We start from the raw sequence: 16,897 nt of genomic DNA on the forward strand, positions 1-16,897 counted from the left end.
GGATGCGAATTAATCGATGTTGCGTATTTAATCGATTTTCCTCTTTTACGTGTATTTAGCCGGCCAGCGCCTAGCCCCTGTGCGTATTGCCTCTTGCCTCTAAAAGTAAAGAACACTTTTTGAGTCAAGAGAACATTTTTTTTCGGGGCTGAACAAGGCGCTTGCGCTTTTCTTACCACCGCTCTTTAATTCGATGATGGATTAGTAAGCATGCCTGTTCGACGTATAAATGCTTCTACTTTTACATTGACCTTTGTTTCAGGAAATACTTCACTATCCCATTTCTTGGCGATCTTTTTCCAAGCTTTTTTGTCTTTTATGTTTACTTGTTCACCAAATCCTAAAAAATCACTTTTTTCATTTTGGGCAATAGTTATAGTGCTCCTGATTTCTTCCTTTATTTTTGTTTCCAAGTCTTTTTCCAGCTGTTTTATTTCTTCGGGCTTTGAAAGATCGACAGAACAAAGCGTTTCTGAAATAGTTCCCTCTGCATCAACATGTATATTAATTTCAGGCTGCTGGTTAATCATATTGATTTTTGTTTTTGTAGTGGATCGGTAAATCTCCACAGCGATTGCATTTTTCATTTCTTTGCAATCCAAATTTACTACTGTTTTTTTTATTTCATTCATAATCCAGGTAGTGCCTCTAGTTGTTTCATCATCCAGCCAGTCGATTAGCTTACCATCAGTAAAAAGGGCTAGTCCACCTAGTTCTATTCTTGCACTTGGAGAGATTTGCTGCATATTTTCTGCTTTATTTCCTTGTTCTTTGTCTCCCTGTACTTTAATTCCTGAAATAACTAGACTTCCTTCTTTCAATCCCTCAATAACTTGATCTGCTTGTGTACCGATGAATTCTCCCCAATCATCTTCAGATGATTGCAAGTTTTTTACTATTTCATCTGAAGGAATTGGGTATAATTGGGTGGTGATTTGAAGAATATCTTTTGCTAAAGAGTTTTTTGCCACTAAAACGGGGAAAAGGAGCCGAAACTTAGAATCCCGTTCAATGACATCAAATAAGCTTTGAATGCCATCTTTAGCTACATCTTCACCAATTATCATTATTTGAATATGTGGAAAAAACAGATGTCCTGGAACCATTGGCGAAATCTTTCGAAGAGACTCCGATAAGGTACTGCCAGTACTGCTGAGTGTTTTAACGGGAGATGCCTGTACCTTTCCTCCTTGCTGGCCACCAGCTACTTGGGATGGATTAATAATTTGTACAGTGGTTCGAAACCTATTATCGTCCGTATCGTCTTTGTCAATGGCGATGGCTGAAATACAGCTCCGAGGAGTAAACTTTGATAAAAAAATGTGAAAGATGTTAAAGTAACTTATTCACATGTAAAAATTTACCATTGTCATTTTCGTCCTTTTTACCAAAAAAGACAAGCCAATTTCGTCATTTCCATTGTGAAATTGTGGATAACTACTTTTCTCTTTCCCAACACCACATCCTTTTGTTATAATTATGGCACTAGGTAAATCTAATTTGCATTGGTTTTCCCAGTTGTACTATATCCTCGTTTGTTAGTGTTTGCCCGCGCAAGGCTTCTAACAGTCGCGAGGATATTTCTTTTACCGTTTTTTTGACGCGCTTCAATGCTTTCGACCCTTGCTCATGAAGCACCATTATGATTTCTGTAATCTGGGCCAATAAATAATGATTTTTCATGGCATTGTAATTTTTACTGCTTGCGTGTTGAATGTGATAGCGTAGGTTTTTTTGTCTGTTAAATCCCTCGTTTTCTATTTTCCAACGGCTTCGTCCAGTGTTAACGAGCCTTTTGGCATTCTTTTTTGTGATTTTTATGTTGGTAAGGAAAAGAAACTTTTGTTTTCCCTTTTTCGTCTCCATTTCGTATTCCAGCACACTTTGTTGATGTTCCCTATAAACAATTCCGTTCACCCAAGTAATTCTTCCTTGTTGGCTATCTTCATTTATATTCAAGACATTGTCTTCCATATTTTTTAATACCTGAAACTCACTGGCAATACTTTTGATGCGATCTTCCTTGAATCGAAATAAATAGTTCCACTTATATTTCTTGCATTGGTTAAAGACCTTTTCACACGCATAAAGACTATCGGCAATGATACAGATGGGCAGCCGTTTGAATGTGTCTTTAAGTCTTGTAGCCAATCGATAAAAAGCATTTAGTTCACAATCTTGTTTCTCCACGTCTTCCGATTCATTTTCAATAAATTCTGAGTCAACACTCAGCACCATATCTCCAACAACCAATTTAGCTTCTAGGACGTGATGCATATAGATGGTCTTTGTTTTTTCTTCACCCGTTTCCTTATCCTTTTCCTTGTAATTTCGTCTCAAGCAGTGGTCACAATGCTTTTCATTAAACGTGAAAATGCCTGTACCATCAATGATAACGCCCCAATATTTCCCCTCAATCCGATAAGAATCAAAGCACCTCTTTTTCAATAATTCTTTGATCATGTACGTTCGGATATGTTCAAGTTCTGCTGGTTTCAACCGAGAAAGAAAATTATTGATTGTGTCATAGTGGGGTAATTCTTCCAAATGTTCAATCCCTAAAATTTTTCCTATATTTTCAATGCACTCGTCCTTGTTGAATTCATTCGTCATTTCACGCATGCTTTTTAGATTACAGGTGTTTTTTAAAATAACCATCATCAAAAGGACTTCTGGGTCATAAATGGTATAGCCCTGGTGTCTTGGATCCTTTACTTTTTTAAGCAACTTATTAAAATCTTTAAAAAAGTGTTTCTGCGTTTTCAGAAACTCGAATAAAAAGTTTATCCCTTTTTCTTTATCACGTTTGTCTTTTCTAGTTATCATAAAAAAAATCCTCCCAAATATCAATATAATAGGGTTTTGTATATCCTAATTATCCTATATTTGGCGAGTGTTAGGTGGAATTATCTCGAAAAACTTTTACTCTTCAGAGCTGGCTGAAATAATGCTAAGCCTTGGCAGTTCTGTACTGTCCCAACATCCAGCTAAAAAAACAGCAGAGGTGCATACTAAGAATAAAAAAATAATATTATGTTTCATTGGGATCACTCTTTGGTTGTTTATTTTCTTTAGTCGTTTTTCTAGAGGTTGGTCCAAGGTTTTTTGTGCTTCCTGTTCTTTTCGCTCCTGTCTGATTAATTAGCCGCGGGCGTTTAGACATAAAGGGCAATGGCACTCGGAGAATAGCATCTTTTTGATCCGCTAAAATAATAGGAGAAAAAGGCGCTAAGTAGGGAATGCCAAAAGATCGTAAGCTACAAGTATGTGCAACTAGAATAATGACACCTAGTCCAATCCCGAAAAGACCATAGGTGGCAGCCAAAATCATTAACACAAAACGAAGTAAACGTATTGCATCTGTCATTCCATAATGAGGAATGGTAAAACTGGCGATTGCTGTTGCTGCCACAACAATTACCATGGCACTCGAAACTATCCCCGCGGAAACGGCTGCTTCCCCTAATACAAGAGCACCTACGATGGAGACAGCCTGCCCAACCGGTCGAGGCATCCTTATACCAGCTTCGCGCAAAACCTCAAAAGTGAATTCCATCAATAAAGCCTCGATAATAATGGGGAATGGAACATTCTGCCTTTGGGCTGCGAGATTAATCAGCAAGGGAGTAGGGATCAACTCTTGATGGAACGATAAAAATGCAATAAATAGAGATGGGCCAAGAAGCGTTATTAAAAGGGAAATAATTCTAATGGTTCTTAAGAACCCTACAATGGTCCAACGTAGATAATAGTCTTCCGCTGTTTGGAAAAATTGTATCCATGTTGCTGGTAAAATTAAAGGATTCGGGGTTCCATTAACGAAAATAACAACACGTCCTTCAAGCAGGTTGCCAGCTACAACATCAGGTCTTTCTGTCACAAACATGGTCGGCCAAGGGGTAGCGGTAGTATCGCTTATCCATTCTTCAATCGTACTAGAACCAGTTACTTCATCTACTTCTATTTTGTCTAGTCTTTCCCTTACCTCTGTGAGAAGATCGTTATCAACTAGCCCATTTATATACATGATGCCAATTTCCGTTTGTGTAATACTGCCTAATTCCCTTGTTTCAAGCCATAAATCAGGTGTTTTAATTCTTGTGCGAATTAATGAAGTATTCGTAATCAGTGATTCTGTAAAGCTATCTCTTGGTCCTCTAACGGAAGGTTCAGCTATTGGCTCTGTGATTGCTCTTAATTCTCCACCTTGCGCAGCGCAGCCGATAGCTTGGTTCCATCCATCAACAAGAACAATGGTTTGACCAGATAAAAGAAAAAGGAAGAGCTTTTTCCAGTCCTTTATTTCATCTACATGTGTAATCGCGATAATATGGTCTTTGATGAAGGTGCCTATTTGGGTCGAGATAGAATCATCTGCATGTTCTGCAATAGAAATATCATTCATTAATTTATCAATAATAAAGCTGCCCATAATTTCTTTATCGGTCAACCCGTTAATATAAATGGTAGCAATCTTTTTCCTAAATGGTTCTCCCATCTTAAATTCACGTATGGTTAAGTCGCTGCTGTTTCCTAATGCTTGTTTAATATTTTTAATATTAATATCAACATCTATATCGAGCTCTTCTGTTATTGAATATAACTCTTTATCAACATACTGAACGGATTGCTTTTCTCGTTTCTTTTTTTTTGATTTTGTTAGTCGACTCCATGAGCTGTTCATGTTATATACGCTCCATCGTTAGAATAGTAAAGAATGATGTAATATTTTATTCTCCATACTATACTAAAATTTCCTATATTCTCTATTTTCATACACGCTATTTATTGGAGATAAAAAAAAGTAATGGAAGCATTTATTTAGCTAGTTGAGCCCAACTTATTTAGTAAAATTTAACTAGGTTTTTCAAATTTTGTTTTTTACAAAAAAATGAATGCTGGTTCAAAACCAATGTCATAACTTAAATTTCCGTAAATTTCAATAAAATAAAATTTTTGGTTTGGAGAGGCGGCTGCTCGACTCCTATGGGGATTGCGAGACAGGTGAGACCGAGCGACCGAGCCTAGGTTGCCATATATAGTGGGTGGAATTCCCACCGAGAAAGAACTAGCCATTCACTCGTAGCGAGTCTTGGAGGGCAAGGGGTAACTCTTGCTTTTAAGCGTAGACAGCGAGGTAATGGGCCGTAAGCCAAATGGTTGAAGGGATGGAGCTCCGAAATCTGCATACAAGAGGGCTGATGTGTTAGTCTCTACAGAAAGCAATATTTCTGTTTTCGTCAAATGGCAAGAAAACAGAAACCTCTTCGGAGTCGGTGACCTCGGCACGTTATACATCGATATATGGTAGCAACTCGGGAGGTCCTGTTTAGTCTTTCTAGAGGAATAGAGAGTATGGCGAACCAAGCGATAAAAAGTAAGCAAGCCAAAAGCTGACAGGAAGTCGGATAGCTGTGTAGTACCAATGAAATCGGGTAATTCTGATGGAGGAAAGGCAGCTACCCTATTACAGCCCTTATGGAGAAACATTTACTATACACGGAGATAGTGATGGAATGGAAACAAAACCAGTAAGGATAGCAGAAGTAGCGAAATCTCAACCAAAAATGAAGTTTACATCACTCACACACTTATTGAACGAGTCGTCATTGAAACAGTGTCATGATGAATTACCAAACAGAAAAGCACCTGGCATACACCAGACCACCAAAGAAGAATACGAGCTAGAGTTGGAAACAAACATTTCTGATTTGGTAAGACGTATGAAGCAGAAAAGTTATCGACCAGTTCCAGTTCGTAGAACCTATATAGGCAAACCAGGAAGAAACAAGAAAAGACCATTAGGTATCCCTGAACATGAAGATAAAATAGTGCAACGAGGAGTAGCGAAAATCTTAAATGCCATCTATGAACAGGATTTCTTGGATAGTTCCTTTGGTTTTCGTCCAAAACGTAACTGTCATGATGCGCTGAAAATACTGAATGTGTATATCAATGATAGATATACCAACTATATTGTCGACGCTGATATCAAAGGGTTCTTTGACAATGTGGATCATACATGGATGATGGAGTTTCTGAAACACCGCATAAATGATCCGAGTCTCCTGAGATTAATAGCTAGGTTCTTAAAAGGTGGATATATGGAAGAGGGGAAGCTGTATAAAACGGAGACAGGAACGCCACAGGGTGGCATTATTTCTCCCATACTAGCCAATATCTATCTTCACTATGTGCTGGACTTATGGTTTGAGAAGGTGGTAAGAAAACAATGTAAGGGGCAAGCGTATATCGTTAGGTACGCAGATGACTGTGCGCCACGAAAGTGTGCGTGAGTAGCGAGACTACTCAAAGCAACTATGCTGTACAAATGATGACGGTGGGCCCGTCGGAATCGCCATACAGGTGGAGATTTCAAACTACCTTAAGGTGCTGTAGTCAAAAGCTATGGTATGGAGCGTTAAGGAAAAGGCAGTCAAGAACTGTCAAGTGCGTGTTATGGAGATGAACGAACATGTGAACCACTTACGGAAATGTCGAAAGCGTAGAGACTCCATCAAAACTAGGGGGTAGTCGTTAATCTAGGATGAGCTTAGAGGAAACCTGTTTACTGTCTAAGTGATGGGCGGCATAAAGGTGGCATGAACATAACACAGGCGTTTGTACGGAACGTGGGAACCTACGGGCTGATGTTAAGGGAGTATTTCAAGTGGAAGACCCACAAGAAAAGAGTACCGATGCAGTCATAGGGGCAGATTGGGTTGTAGTAGTGATGAAACTTCTGTAATAGAAGCGGAGCGAAGAATCCAAGTTATTCCGTTTCAAGGGTAGGTCAACTTTGAAAGGAGGAGGAACCTATGCAAGAAACAAAACCGTTTAGTATTTCAAAAAAATGCAGTAATGACTGCATTTGAACGAGTAAAAGCTAATAAAGGGACATACGGGATTGATGAACAGTCTATCGAAAGTTTCGAACTAGATTTGAAGAATAATCTGTACAAACTATGGAATCGTATGTCTTCAGGGAGCTATTTTCCAAAACCAGTAAAAGCAGTAGCTATTCCCAAAAAGAATGGTGGAACAAGAACACTTGGAATTCCTACAGTCGAAGACCGAGTGGCACAGATGGTTGCGAAACAATATTTTGAACCAACAGTGGAAAAGTTGTTCTATGAAGATTCTTATGGATACCGACCAAACAAATCGGCAATTCAAGCTATCGAGGCTACAAGGAAAAGGTGTTGGCGGAAAGATTGGGTGTTAGAGTTCGACATTAAGGGACTGTTTGATCATATCCGACATGATTATCTCATTGAAATGGTAAAACGTCACACAAATCAAGAATGGGTCATCTTATACATACAAAGATGGCTAACTACACCTTTTCAAATGGAGTTAACACAACGAGCTTCTGGTACTCCGCAAGGAGGTGTCATCAGTCCAATTCTAGCGAATCTATTTCTTCATTATACATTTGATGATTTTATGGCAAAAGAATTTCCAAGTATCCCTTGGGCAAGATACGCCGATGATGGAATAGCACAATGTGCTTCATTAAAACAAGCAAAATATCTTCAACGAAGACTGGAAGAAAGATTTCAATTATTTGGATTGGAGTTAAACTTGGAGAAAACGAAAATTGTCTACTGTAAAGACGATGATAGACAAGGGTACTACCCGAATATGTCCTTCGATTTTCTAGGATATACATTTCGACCAAGACAATCAAAGAATAAATATGGAAAATTCTTCACAAACTTCTTGCCAGCTATTGCCGACAAGGCAAAGAAAGCAATCAGAAAAGTAGTGAGAAATTGGCGATTACAGCTCAAAGTAGATAAAACTCTACAGGATATTTCCAACATGTTTAATAAGAAAATCCAAGGATGGATTAATTATTATGGACATTTCTATAAATCAGAAATGTACAGTGCATTGCGATACATCAATAATGGCTTGGTAAAGTGGGTTCGCCGGAAATACAAGAAGCGAAAACATCGAAGAAGAGCAGAATATTGGTTAGGAACTATTGCACAGCGAGAACGCAAGTTATTTGCCCATTGGAAATATGGAATACTACCGGCGATGAATAATGGGAGCCGTATGAGCTGAGAGGTTCACGTACGGTTCTGAGAGAGTCTGAGGGGGAGGTTCCCTCGGTCTACTCATTGGTGCTTAGTTACGAATTCGAAAGACAACGCTCAAAAGTGGAAATATGCCATTTCAAAGTATCTTAAAACGGAACTAAAACTTGAATTATCAGAAGAAAAGACGTTAATTACGAATGTCAAACGGCAAAAGGTAAATTTTGTAGGCTTTGAATATAAGATAATGAAGAAAAAGAATACACGTAAAGGCTATGTCACCAAGACAGAACCAGATAGAAAACGACTAATAGCTAAACGAAAAGAGTTAAAAGAAAAGGCAAGAAATATTAGGCGGGCAAAAGATAAAAACGACCTTTTGCGATTAATCAGTCTATATAATAGTTCTATTCGAGGCATTGTTAATTATTACGCTCCTGCAACATATGTAAATGTTAGCTTAAGTAAAATAGATGATAGTCTAACTTATACGGTTTATAAATCTTTGAAAAGGTTTGGTGGAAAATGGATACCAGCTAACCAAACCGCTAATTTATTATCTGTACATTCAAATTATACAACAAAAGTCCCTACAATTAAGTTAGGAGACACAAAAATTGGAGCAACACGATTATCTTTTGTGAAATGGACAAAAACAAATCAAAAGAACCAAGAAGAAACACCCTATAGCCCGAAGGGAAGGGAAATCTATAGAAGAAAAACAGGCAAGAAATCTATCATGGCACGAGCAGATGAACTTTTAAGCGAAAGCTTAATCAATCTCATTGGAAAAGGAATGACGGATAAAAAGTATAACTTCGAATATGTCATGAATAGAGCGTATGTATTTAATATAGACAAAGGAAATTGCAGAATATGTAAAGCTAAAGTAGATAGAGGAACGATACATATTCATCATGTTCGCCCATATCTACCTATTAATGAAACAAATAAAACAAAGAATTTAGCTACGGTTTGTATTGAATGTCATAAAAAGATACACAATTCAAAGAATTATAACGGTGTTTTAGAAAAATCTATTGTTAATAAGCTAAACGAATACCGAAGAAAGCTAATTAAGAATGATTAAGCTTGATAGATGGAGCGCCGTGTGAAGGGAAACTTTCACGCACGGTGCGAAGGAGGGGAAAAGAGGGACTGACTGCTTATACAAGTAAAAGACTCCTCTTACCTATTCCTATATAGCGGAGCACAATCCAACCTGGAGAGGCTCCCGTCTACTCGACCCGCAGGAGCATGCTCCGAGGAGGATCGGCACCCGTCCCTCAGAAAGCGAAGTGTATTCTGACTTCGGACTAATTACAAGAGCCCGCCTCTATATAGGGAAGAACTGCATGATGAATTTATAATGAATGATAAATACGGAAAATGAATAGAAAGTACTGATAAAAAAAACCCAAAACATCCAGTGAGTGAGTGTGGAGATGCCTTGGGGTTGGAATTACCATCCATTTTTATTGTACCTTGTTCTCTTTCATAATTGCTTAATTTGACCGTATTAAATAGTTATTCTAATAAAATGATTCGAAAGACCTAGTGCTAAAACAGGTCTTTAGTTGAGTGGTTTTATTACTTCTACTCTTTTTGAAATTCAAGTATTTTTACACGTTGTTTACTATACTTTTACCTTATCGAAAAACTACCTTAATAAGCAGCGGTTAGACTGTAGAAAAAGCGGAAGACAAAGGAGTTAATTTAGGATGAATATAACAATCGCGGGAACTGGTTATGTAGGTTTAGTGACAGGTGTTTGTTTAGCTGAAATAGGTCACAAGGTCACATGTGTAGATCCTATTCAAGAAAAAATAGAGCTTTTAAATAAGCATATTTCTCCGATTTATGAGCCGCAGCTTGAGAGATTAATAGGTATAAACGCTCGTACAAATAAATTATTTTTTACAACTGATTATAAAGATGCATATGTGAAGGCAGATATTATTATGATTGGTGTAGGTACACCAGAAAATGAGGATGGTTCTGCCAATCTAACGTTTCTTTATAAGGTAGCTCGAGAAATCGCCCAGTCTCTTGAAAAAGATTGTCTTGTTGTGATTAAATCAACGGTGCCAATTGGAACCAATGAAAAGATTGAAGGGTATATGCAAAAAATAGCAGGGAATGATTTGAAAATTGAAGTTGCTTCCAACCCTGAATTTCTTGCCCAAGGAACAGCCGTCCAGGACACATTAGCCGCCTCTCGGATTGTAATTGGAGTGGAGAGTATTTGGGCAAAACAGCTATTACTAAAAATGTACGAACCATTTGAAATTCCCATTATAACGATGAATCGCCGCAGTGCTGAAATGGTTAAGTATGCATCCAATGATTTTTTAGCTTTGAAAATTTCGTTTGTGAATGATATTGCCAATTTATGCGAAGTGGTTGGTGCAAATATTGATGATGTGACAAAGGGAATGAGTTATGACAGCCGTATTGGCAATAAATTTTTACAAGCAGGCATTGGTTATGGCGGCTCCTGTTTTCCAAAAGATACAAAAGCATTACATTGGCTGTCAGAAGAAGAAGGATATGTATTGCGTACAGTAAAAGCAGCAATTGAAGTAAATGAAAAACAAAAATTTGCTCTAATGAAAAAAGCGAGAAAAGATTTTATTTCATTTGAAGGGTTGAAGATTGCAGTATTAGGGGTAACCTTTAAACCGGGTACAGATGATCTTCGTGAGGCACCTTCTATCCCGAATGTACGGTTATTATTAAACGAAGGAGCAAATGTACATATATATGATCCAGTCGGAGAGGCTAACTTCAAAAAAGTTTTTCCAATGGAAGTAAATTATACACAAACAATTGAACAAGCAATTGAACATGCAGATATTTGCTTTATTTTTACTGAATGGAAAGAAATTGAGGAATTTTCTCTTTCCCTGTTTAAAGAAAAAATGGCATCGCCGTATATATATGATGGAAGAAACTGTTACAGTTTAGCTGACGCAAAAAAAGCAGGAATTTGCTATCGGTCGATTGGAAGACCTCCTGTTAATGGCATTATCATGAAACAATTAGCGGAAATATAAAGAAAAGGTGTGGTTGGAGTATATTTATTGAAATAAGGCATATTTTTGCTTGTTTATGAGACGGAAGTTTAAGGATTTTGGATGGTATAGAAAGACAAGAGGCAGTACTTCTATGAAGTACTGCCTCTTGTCCTGTATTACAGGATATTCACCGGACTAGTGGAATAGAATATAATGATATTATTTTAAATAGGTTGATGATAGATGGATAGTCAGATGAAAGAAATAGTTGGCTCTTTGTTATCGGTCATCGGTACATTGGAAGCAGCAATTGGCAGCACTCCATTTAAAGGATTAACACAAGATGCAAGTTATGATTTGCGATTAATGGGCAATACGCTGCAAGCCGTTGGTGGTGGTTTGTCTGCTGATGGGCAAGGAAGCATCTCATTAGAAAAATTAGGTGATGAAATTAGAACTATTGGCAACTCAACAGTTATTGCTGGACTGTTAATTAATTTGGAGAATAATACGGATCAAAAAATAATTATAACTGGAAACTGGCTGCAAGCTTTAGGTAGTTTTGTTGGTTTAGCGGATGAATTTGAAGACAATACTGCATCGGGAAGATCATTTAATATCATCGGAAATTTGTTGCAGGGGATAGGCAATTCTATGCAGGGAGTTGGAGGAACCGAACAGCTTTACGAAGATAAAACGTCTTCCACAATCGGGGTAGTTGGAAGCTGGATTCAAACAATAGGCTCTGTCGTTTCATTGATTGGACAAATAAAAGAAGAAACAGAAGAAATACAATTAAATAATAATGAGTAACTATGCTATCGAAGTGGATAAAGTAAAAAATTCTCGATTTCGATAGTTAGGGAACCTCCTCCAAATATCGAAAAGCTTCACCTAATGTAAAATAATGCTACTATTTTTTCTAAATAAGAATAGTTCTCTTCTTGTTTATGGTAAAATTTTATATAAAAAGTAAATAGTGGTGGTGTTATTTATTTCTCGTCCATTTGCAAATTTTTTGTTTGGCCTGTCTATTATGTATATTTTTTATTTAACGATGTTTCCCCATCCTTCATTAGGGATTGGAGTTGGCATCGGCGGAATAAATTTGGTTCCCTTTGAAATGTTGCACGGGTTATTAACGGAACAATCATTGCGAACCTTTATGATAAATGTGGGAGGCAATATTTTTTTATTCGTTCCTTTTGGTTTTCTTCTGCCATGGAGATTTAGCCAGGTTCATACCGTAATTCATGCCGCCATTATAGGAGCGCTATTTTCAACAACCATAGAAATCACACAATTAATGATCACAAACAGGTTTACGGATATAGATGATATTATATTAAACACATTAGGAACGATTATTGGTTATGTTTTGTTTAAGATTAGTAAGTAGAGTTGCTAGAAATATAATGTGAATATTCTTTTAATAGAAATAATAGATTGGCCTCCATCTAACGATAAGCAAATAAATAATGGGTAGGCGAGAATGAGTCTTCCAACTTTAGGGATGGTGGTCCGATATTAAATTTATTTCGTATTCACCAACTTAGGCAGATTGCATATGTTAAAACATAGTTACCTGAAGGGAGATAAATTTATGTATCCATACCAATCGTATTATCCATATGATTTATATGCTAATCGCCAACAGTCGGGAGGTCCACCGTCATTTCCTCCACAAGGTCAGTTTCTAAATATTCCTGGTTTAGGAAACTTTTTTCCGCCATTTGGCGGAGGTCAGCCATCTCAACCTAGTTTTCCTGGTGGTGGAGGAGGAGGAGGAAATCAAGGAGCACCAACAACTCCACCGCCTTCATTTACACCACAGCTTCAACAACAATCAGTAGGGACATTCAAAATAGATGCTGGTTCCATGCAAGGCTGTTTATTTAGATTTACTTACGTATGGTTAAATAATGGAAATGGCTTTTGGTTCTATCCAACCTTTGTTGGAAGAAACTCTGTTGCAGGGTTCCGCTGGCGTAATTTCAGATGGACGTACTATGGAACTGATGCAGATCGGATCCGATCTTTTCAATGTACATGAATTAGCAAAAGAGCATACTCATTTATGTTTAAATGAGTGCGCTCTTTGCTTTTTTTCATAAAACAAGTTATTTTCTTCGTGTATTCATAAATAAATGCTTTCGATGACATCTGTTTCCTGTACTTGTTCACTGCTTCTTTCTAAATAGTAGGCCTGAATAGCTCCCTCAATCGCTAAACGATTAGAGGGTTTCATAAAATCTTTTCCTAATAAATATTCTAACTTTTCTATTCGGTGATAGAGTGTTTGACGGACAATAAATAGTCGATCTGCAGACTCCTTTTTTGAACCATTGCATTCCAAATAAACAGCAAGAGTTCTTAGTAATTGGCTATCATTTTTTTTATCATAGGCAATAATTTTCTCTAGATAATTGCTAATAAAACTTTTTAATCCTCCAGACTTTTGAAGCGGCAGCAGCAAGTGATAAATGCCAATTTCCTCAAAAAAATGACGGTCTATTAATTTCTTTTTCTTTAATGACACTACACTTACTGCTTCTTCATATCCTTTTCTAACGGAAGAGATCTCGGTGAATGTGGAGCTAATTCCGAAAAGGAGGTGAGAAGGAAAATAAGCAGCATCAATGGTGCCAAAAGTATCTGCAAGCTGATTCCATTTAGTCTTTTCTATATCGCTGTTAAAAGTAGGAGGAATAAATATGATAGCGATAATTTCATGTGCTCTTATAGAAATAATGGGATGAAACCCTGTTTTTTGAAAAAGTGAGCGAATCATCATGGATATTTGTACTTTTGATTCATCCCAATGCGAACGTTTTGACTTTGTCATATTGTCCACAGACCAGTAAATAATACGCCAAGATGAATGTGGATAATGGATTGGCAAGATAGAGTGAAATGGCTCATAATCCATTGTTTTTCCTGATAGAAGTGTTCGAACAAGTTCATCTTCTACATTCTGTTTTCTTTCTTCCATCGTTCGATAACGAAGCAAAATTTGCGAGATGGCAATTCCTGCTCTATCCAGAACAATTGCACAAAATTCATTAGCTGAAAATTCGTTTGATTTGAGAAAGATATAGCCCCAAATTTGTTCAAAAACTCGGACAGGCATAACAGCAAATGCTTCGTTCTGTAAAATAATAAATCGCTTATCTCCTAATTCAAATTCTAATTCTTCTAAATAGGAACTAAGCTTATATTTTGTCTGCTTCTGATTGGAAGGATAATAATATTTTTCCCCATCATTACATAAGAAAAATGCAGGATGCTGAAAATAGTGGTTAATTTCTTGTAATATTTTTAAGATGCCATTTGGCTGTAAGGATAGTTTATTAAAATGATTGGACAAGCGGTCAAGATCAGTAATAAGTTGATGATGCTGATTAATAATAAATGTATGAAGGTCCTGTGTAATCTCGACAAATTTAACGGTCTCTTCAAAAATCAAAATAGGATAATTTCTCTCCTCAGCCAAGGCAAGAACTTTTGGAGCAATGTTTGTAATAGATGAACCAATTTCAATACAAAGGCATGCGGTGTCAAGATCAATTAGTTTTTTCACATATTCAAACTGATTGTACTCATCCAGTTGGAGGTGAATGCCTGTCGTTAAAATAAGCTCCCCCCCGTTTACAAATAATTCAATATCCTTTACTTCCAAAATATGAGTCCATTTAATTTTTCTATTTAAGCCATCTTTCCCTGCCAACACCTTAGCCTTGTTAAATGGTTTTCTTTTTAATACTTCTGCAACGGTTAATTCGAGCTCTTTCATTCTGACCCTCCTTCTTAAATGGTATTCTGAACTATTTAATAGAATGTAAAATAAATTATTTAAATTATCTGTAAATTAAATAGTATCCTAATAAATATACTTACGTCAATATAGGATTATGTTCTCTATTGAAGGGAGTGGCTTAAAGAATATCTAACCGTTAAATTAATGTTTTATCAGAAAAGTGAAAAAATTATATTTACTAACTAGAATTTACCATATATAATAGGCTTATTAAAAAATTACATCTACCTAAAAATCGTAAAACAATCGTACAATTCCTTCTTTTTTCATTCTATTAATCATCGAGATGACTTTACCCCTTCTAAGATTTGCAGAGAATATTGTTTCTCCCTTACTTTCTTATCAGCAGAAAAATGAAGCAGCCATAAATAAGATATAAGAAAAATTGTGAAGATACTTCCAACTAGAGACTAACTGATCTGATGGGAAAAATTATTTGCAGGTAAAGGAAGAAGTGTAACAAGTAAACTCGTTTAAACTATGCGTTCATTAAAATTTATGGAACAAGAAAGGTTAATAATGATCCGACTGTATTAATAAGTAGAAAATATTTTGCAAGGGAGAGAAGTTTTTAATGGAGGGACAAAAGCAAAAACTATTAATTAATGGAGAAAGATTAAAGGAGTCACTCGAGAAATTTGCAGATTTTGGGCGCACAAAAAATAATGGGGTTACACGATTAGCTTTATCGGAGGAAGATTGTAAAGCTAGAAAGTATTTGCTTACATCCTGCCAAGAGTTAGGTATGTCAATAAAAATAGATGATATGGGAAATATCTATGCAACATTAGCAGGTACCGAGGATAAACCTCCTATTGTTATGGGATCTCATTTGGACACCGTTAAAAAAGGAGGAAGATTCGATGGAGTATTAGGTGTTGCTGCAGGATTAGAGGTTGTCCGAACAATTGTAGAACACAAGCTTATTCTTCCTATACCGATCACAATTGTTAATTTTACAAACGAAGAGGGAGCAAGATTTGAACCTTCTATGATGGCATCAGGGGTTCTTTCAGGAAAATTTGATAAAAACGTTATGTTAGAAAAAACAGATAGTAACGGGATAACCTTTAAAGAAGCATTACAAAACAGCGGATATGCAGGAGCAGAATCATCACGTTTAAAAGAAGCTACTGCTTTTTTGGAAATGCATATTGAGCAAGGACCGATTCTTGAACGAGAGTCACTGGAAATCGGGATTGTAGAATGTGTTGTTGGAATGGTTTGTTATGAATTGGAAGTCACGGGTGAGTCGGATCATGCTGGTACAACACCGATGGAGATGAGAAGGGACGCATTATTTGCTGCTAATAATGTATTTTCTGAATTACGAAAAAAACTGGGATCTCTTGCTGATGACTTAGTCTACACAATGGGGAGAATGAATATTACCCCAAATATTCATACCGTTATCCCGAATAAAGTTATCTTTACAATAGAAGCAAGACATAAAGATGCAGCAATAATGAAACAAGTAGAGGATGCTATTCTACACCTTGCCAACTTTACGGATTTAGAGGGCTGTTCTCTGAAAATGGAAAAACAATGGGATCGTACTACGGTTTGGTTTAATGAAGATATCCTTGCTACAATGGAAAAATCCGTATCCTCATTAGGGTATTCGTATAAAAGGATGGCTAGTGGAGCAGGACATGATGCTCAGTTTATGGCAAGTATAGTTCCAACTGCTATGGTTTTTGTACCTAGCAAAAATGGAAAAAGTCATTGCGAAGAAGAACTAACAACATGGGAAGAGTGTGAAAAGGGGGTAAATGTTTTATTAGAAACAGTATTGGAGTTGCAAAAGAAATAATAGGAAATGAAATTTTGGAGAAAAAGAGGAAAATCCCTCTTGTATAAAACAGTTGCTAGTATTAGCTGTTTTAGCAAGAGGGATTTTTTGTTTTTGCAGATAGGGGAAATGGGAGAGCGTGAACTGATTGGGATACGGGATTATTAAGAGGAGGAACGCGGGATTACCGAGAGAAACATGTATAAATCTCACGGAATTCTTGTGG

General features: G+C 36.8%; 12 protein-coding genes. 8 read left to right on the forward strand and 4 right to left on the reverse strand.

The annotated features are described in order from the left end of the window. Positions 1-185 precede the first annotated feature (185 nt). From AC5LWL_RS04395 to AC5LWL_RS04405, 3 genes are all read right to left on the reverse strand, one after another. Positions 186-1,346, reverse strand: a complete 1,161-nt coding sequence (locus tag AC5LWL_RS04395) for a Ger(x)C family spore germination protein (protein ID WP_493436541.1) — start codon at positions 1,344-1,346, stop codon at positions 186-188. Between the two features lie 139 nt (positions 1,347-1,485). Continuing rightward, positions 1,486-2,826 carry a transposase family protein gene (locus AC5LWL_RS04400; protein WP_493432582.1) on the reverse strand — a complete coding sequence of 447 codons (1,341 nt, stop codon included), beginning with the start codon at positions 2,824-2,826 and terminating at the stop codon, positions 1,486-1,488. Positions 2,827-3,031: 205 nt separating this feature from the next. Beyond that, complete coding sequence (locus tag AC5LWL_RS04405; RefSeq protein ID WP_493433184.1) at positions 3,032-4,684, reverse strand: spore germination protein; 1,653 nt, start codon at positions 4,682-4,684, stop codon at positions 3,032-3,034. Positions 4,685-5,516: 832 nt separating this feature from the next. Here AC5LWL_RS04405 and AC5LWL_RS04410 point away from each other — a divergent pair. The 7 genes from AC5LWL_RS04410 (at position 5,517) to AC5LWL_RS04440 (ending at position 13,115) form a co-directional block, all read left to right on the forward strand. Continuing rightward, positions 5,517-6,296, forward strand: a complete 780-nt coding sequence (locus AC5LWL_RS04410) for a reverse transcriptase domain-containing protein (RefSeq protein WP_493433185.1) — start codon at positions 5,517-5,519, stop codon at positions 6,294-6,296. 565 nt (positions 6,297-6,861) lie between these two features. Then, a complete protein-coding gene (ltrA, locus tag AC5LWL_RS04415) occupies positions 6,862-8,073 on the forward strand; it encodes a group II intron reverse transcriptase/maturase (RefSeq protein ID WP_493433186.1) in 1,212 nt (403 codons plus the stop codon). A gap of 219 nt (positions 8,074-8,292) precedes the next feature. After that, positions 8,293-9,135, forward strand: coding sequence for an HNH endonuclease (locus tag AC5LWL_RS04420; protein ID WP_493433187.1), 843 nt, complete (start codon positions 8,293-8,295; stop codon positions 9,133-9,135). A gap of 631 nt (positions 9,136-9,766) precedes the next feature. Continuing rightward, the gene (locus tag AC5LWL_RS04425; protein ID WP_493433188.1) at positions 9,767-11,101 is read left to right on the forward strand and encodes a UDP-glucose dehydrogenase family protein; all 1,335 of its coding nucleotides are present in this window, start codon (positions 9,767-9,769) and stop codon (positions 11,099-11,101) included. Positions 11,102-11,305: 204 nt separating this feature from the next. After that, positions 11,306-11,875, forward strand: coding sequence for a DUF6944 family repetitive protein (locus AC5LWL_RS04430; RefSeq protein ID WP_493433189.1), 570 nt, complete (start codon positions 11,306-11,308; stop codon positions 11,873-11,875). A gap of 169 nt (positions 11,876-12,044) precedes the next feature. Then, positions 12,045-12,461, forward strand: a complete 417-nt coding sequence (locus AC5LWL_RS04435) for a VanZ family protein (RefSeq protein WP_493433190.1) — start codon at positions 12,045-12,047, stop codon at positions 12,459-12,461. Positions 12,462-12,665: 204 nt separating this feature from the next. After that, complete coding sequence (locus tag AC5LWL_RS04440; protein WP_493433191.1) at positions 12,666-13,115, forward strand: hypothetical protein; 450 nt, start codon at positions 12,666-12,668, stop codon at positions 13,113-13,115. Between the two features lie 84 nt (positions 13,116-13,199). On the opposite strand, the gene AC5LWL_RS04445 is transcribed toward AC5LWL_RS04440, so the two are convergent. Next, positions 13,200-14,855 carry a PucR family transcriptional regulator gene (locus tag AC5LWL_RS04445; protein ID WP_493433192.1) on the reverse strand — a complete coding sequence of 552 codons (1,656 nt, stop codon included), beginning with the start codon at positions 14,853-14,855 and terminating at the stop codon, positions 13,200-13,202. A gap of 598 nt (positions 14,856-15,453) precedes the next feature. Between AC5LWL_RS04445 and AC5LWL_RS04450 the strand changes: the two genes are divergently transcribed. Then, on the forward strand, positions 15,454-16,692 hold the full coding sequence (locus AC5LWL_RS04450) for a Zn-dependent hydrolase (protein ID WP_493433193.1): 1,239 nt from the start codon (positions 15,454-15,456) through the stop codon (positions 16,690-16,692). The last annotated feature ends 205 nt before the right edge of the window (positions 16,693-16,897 follow it).

The sequence above is a fragment of the Niallia sp. WK069_GA_01 genome (assembly GCF_983173855.1).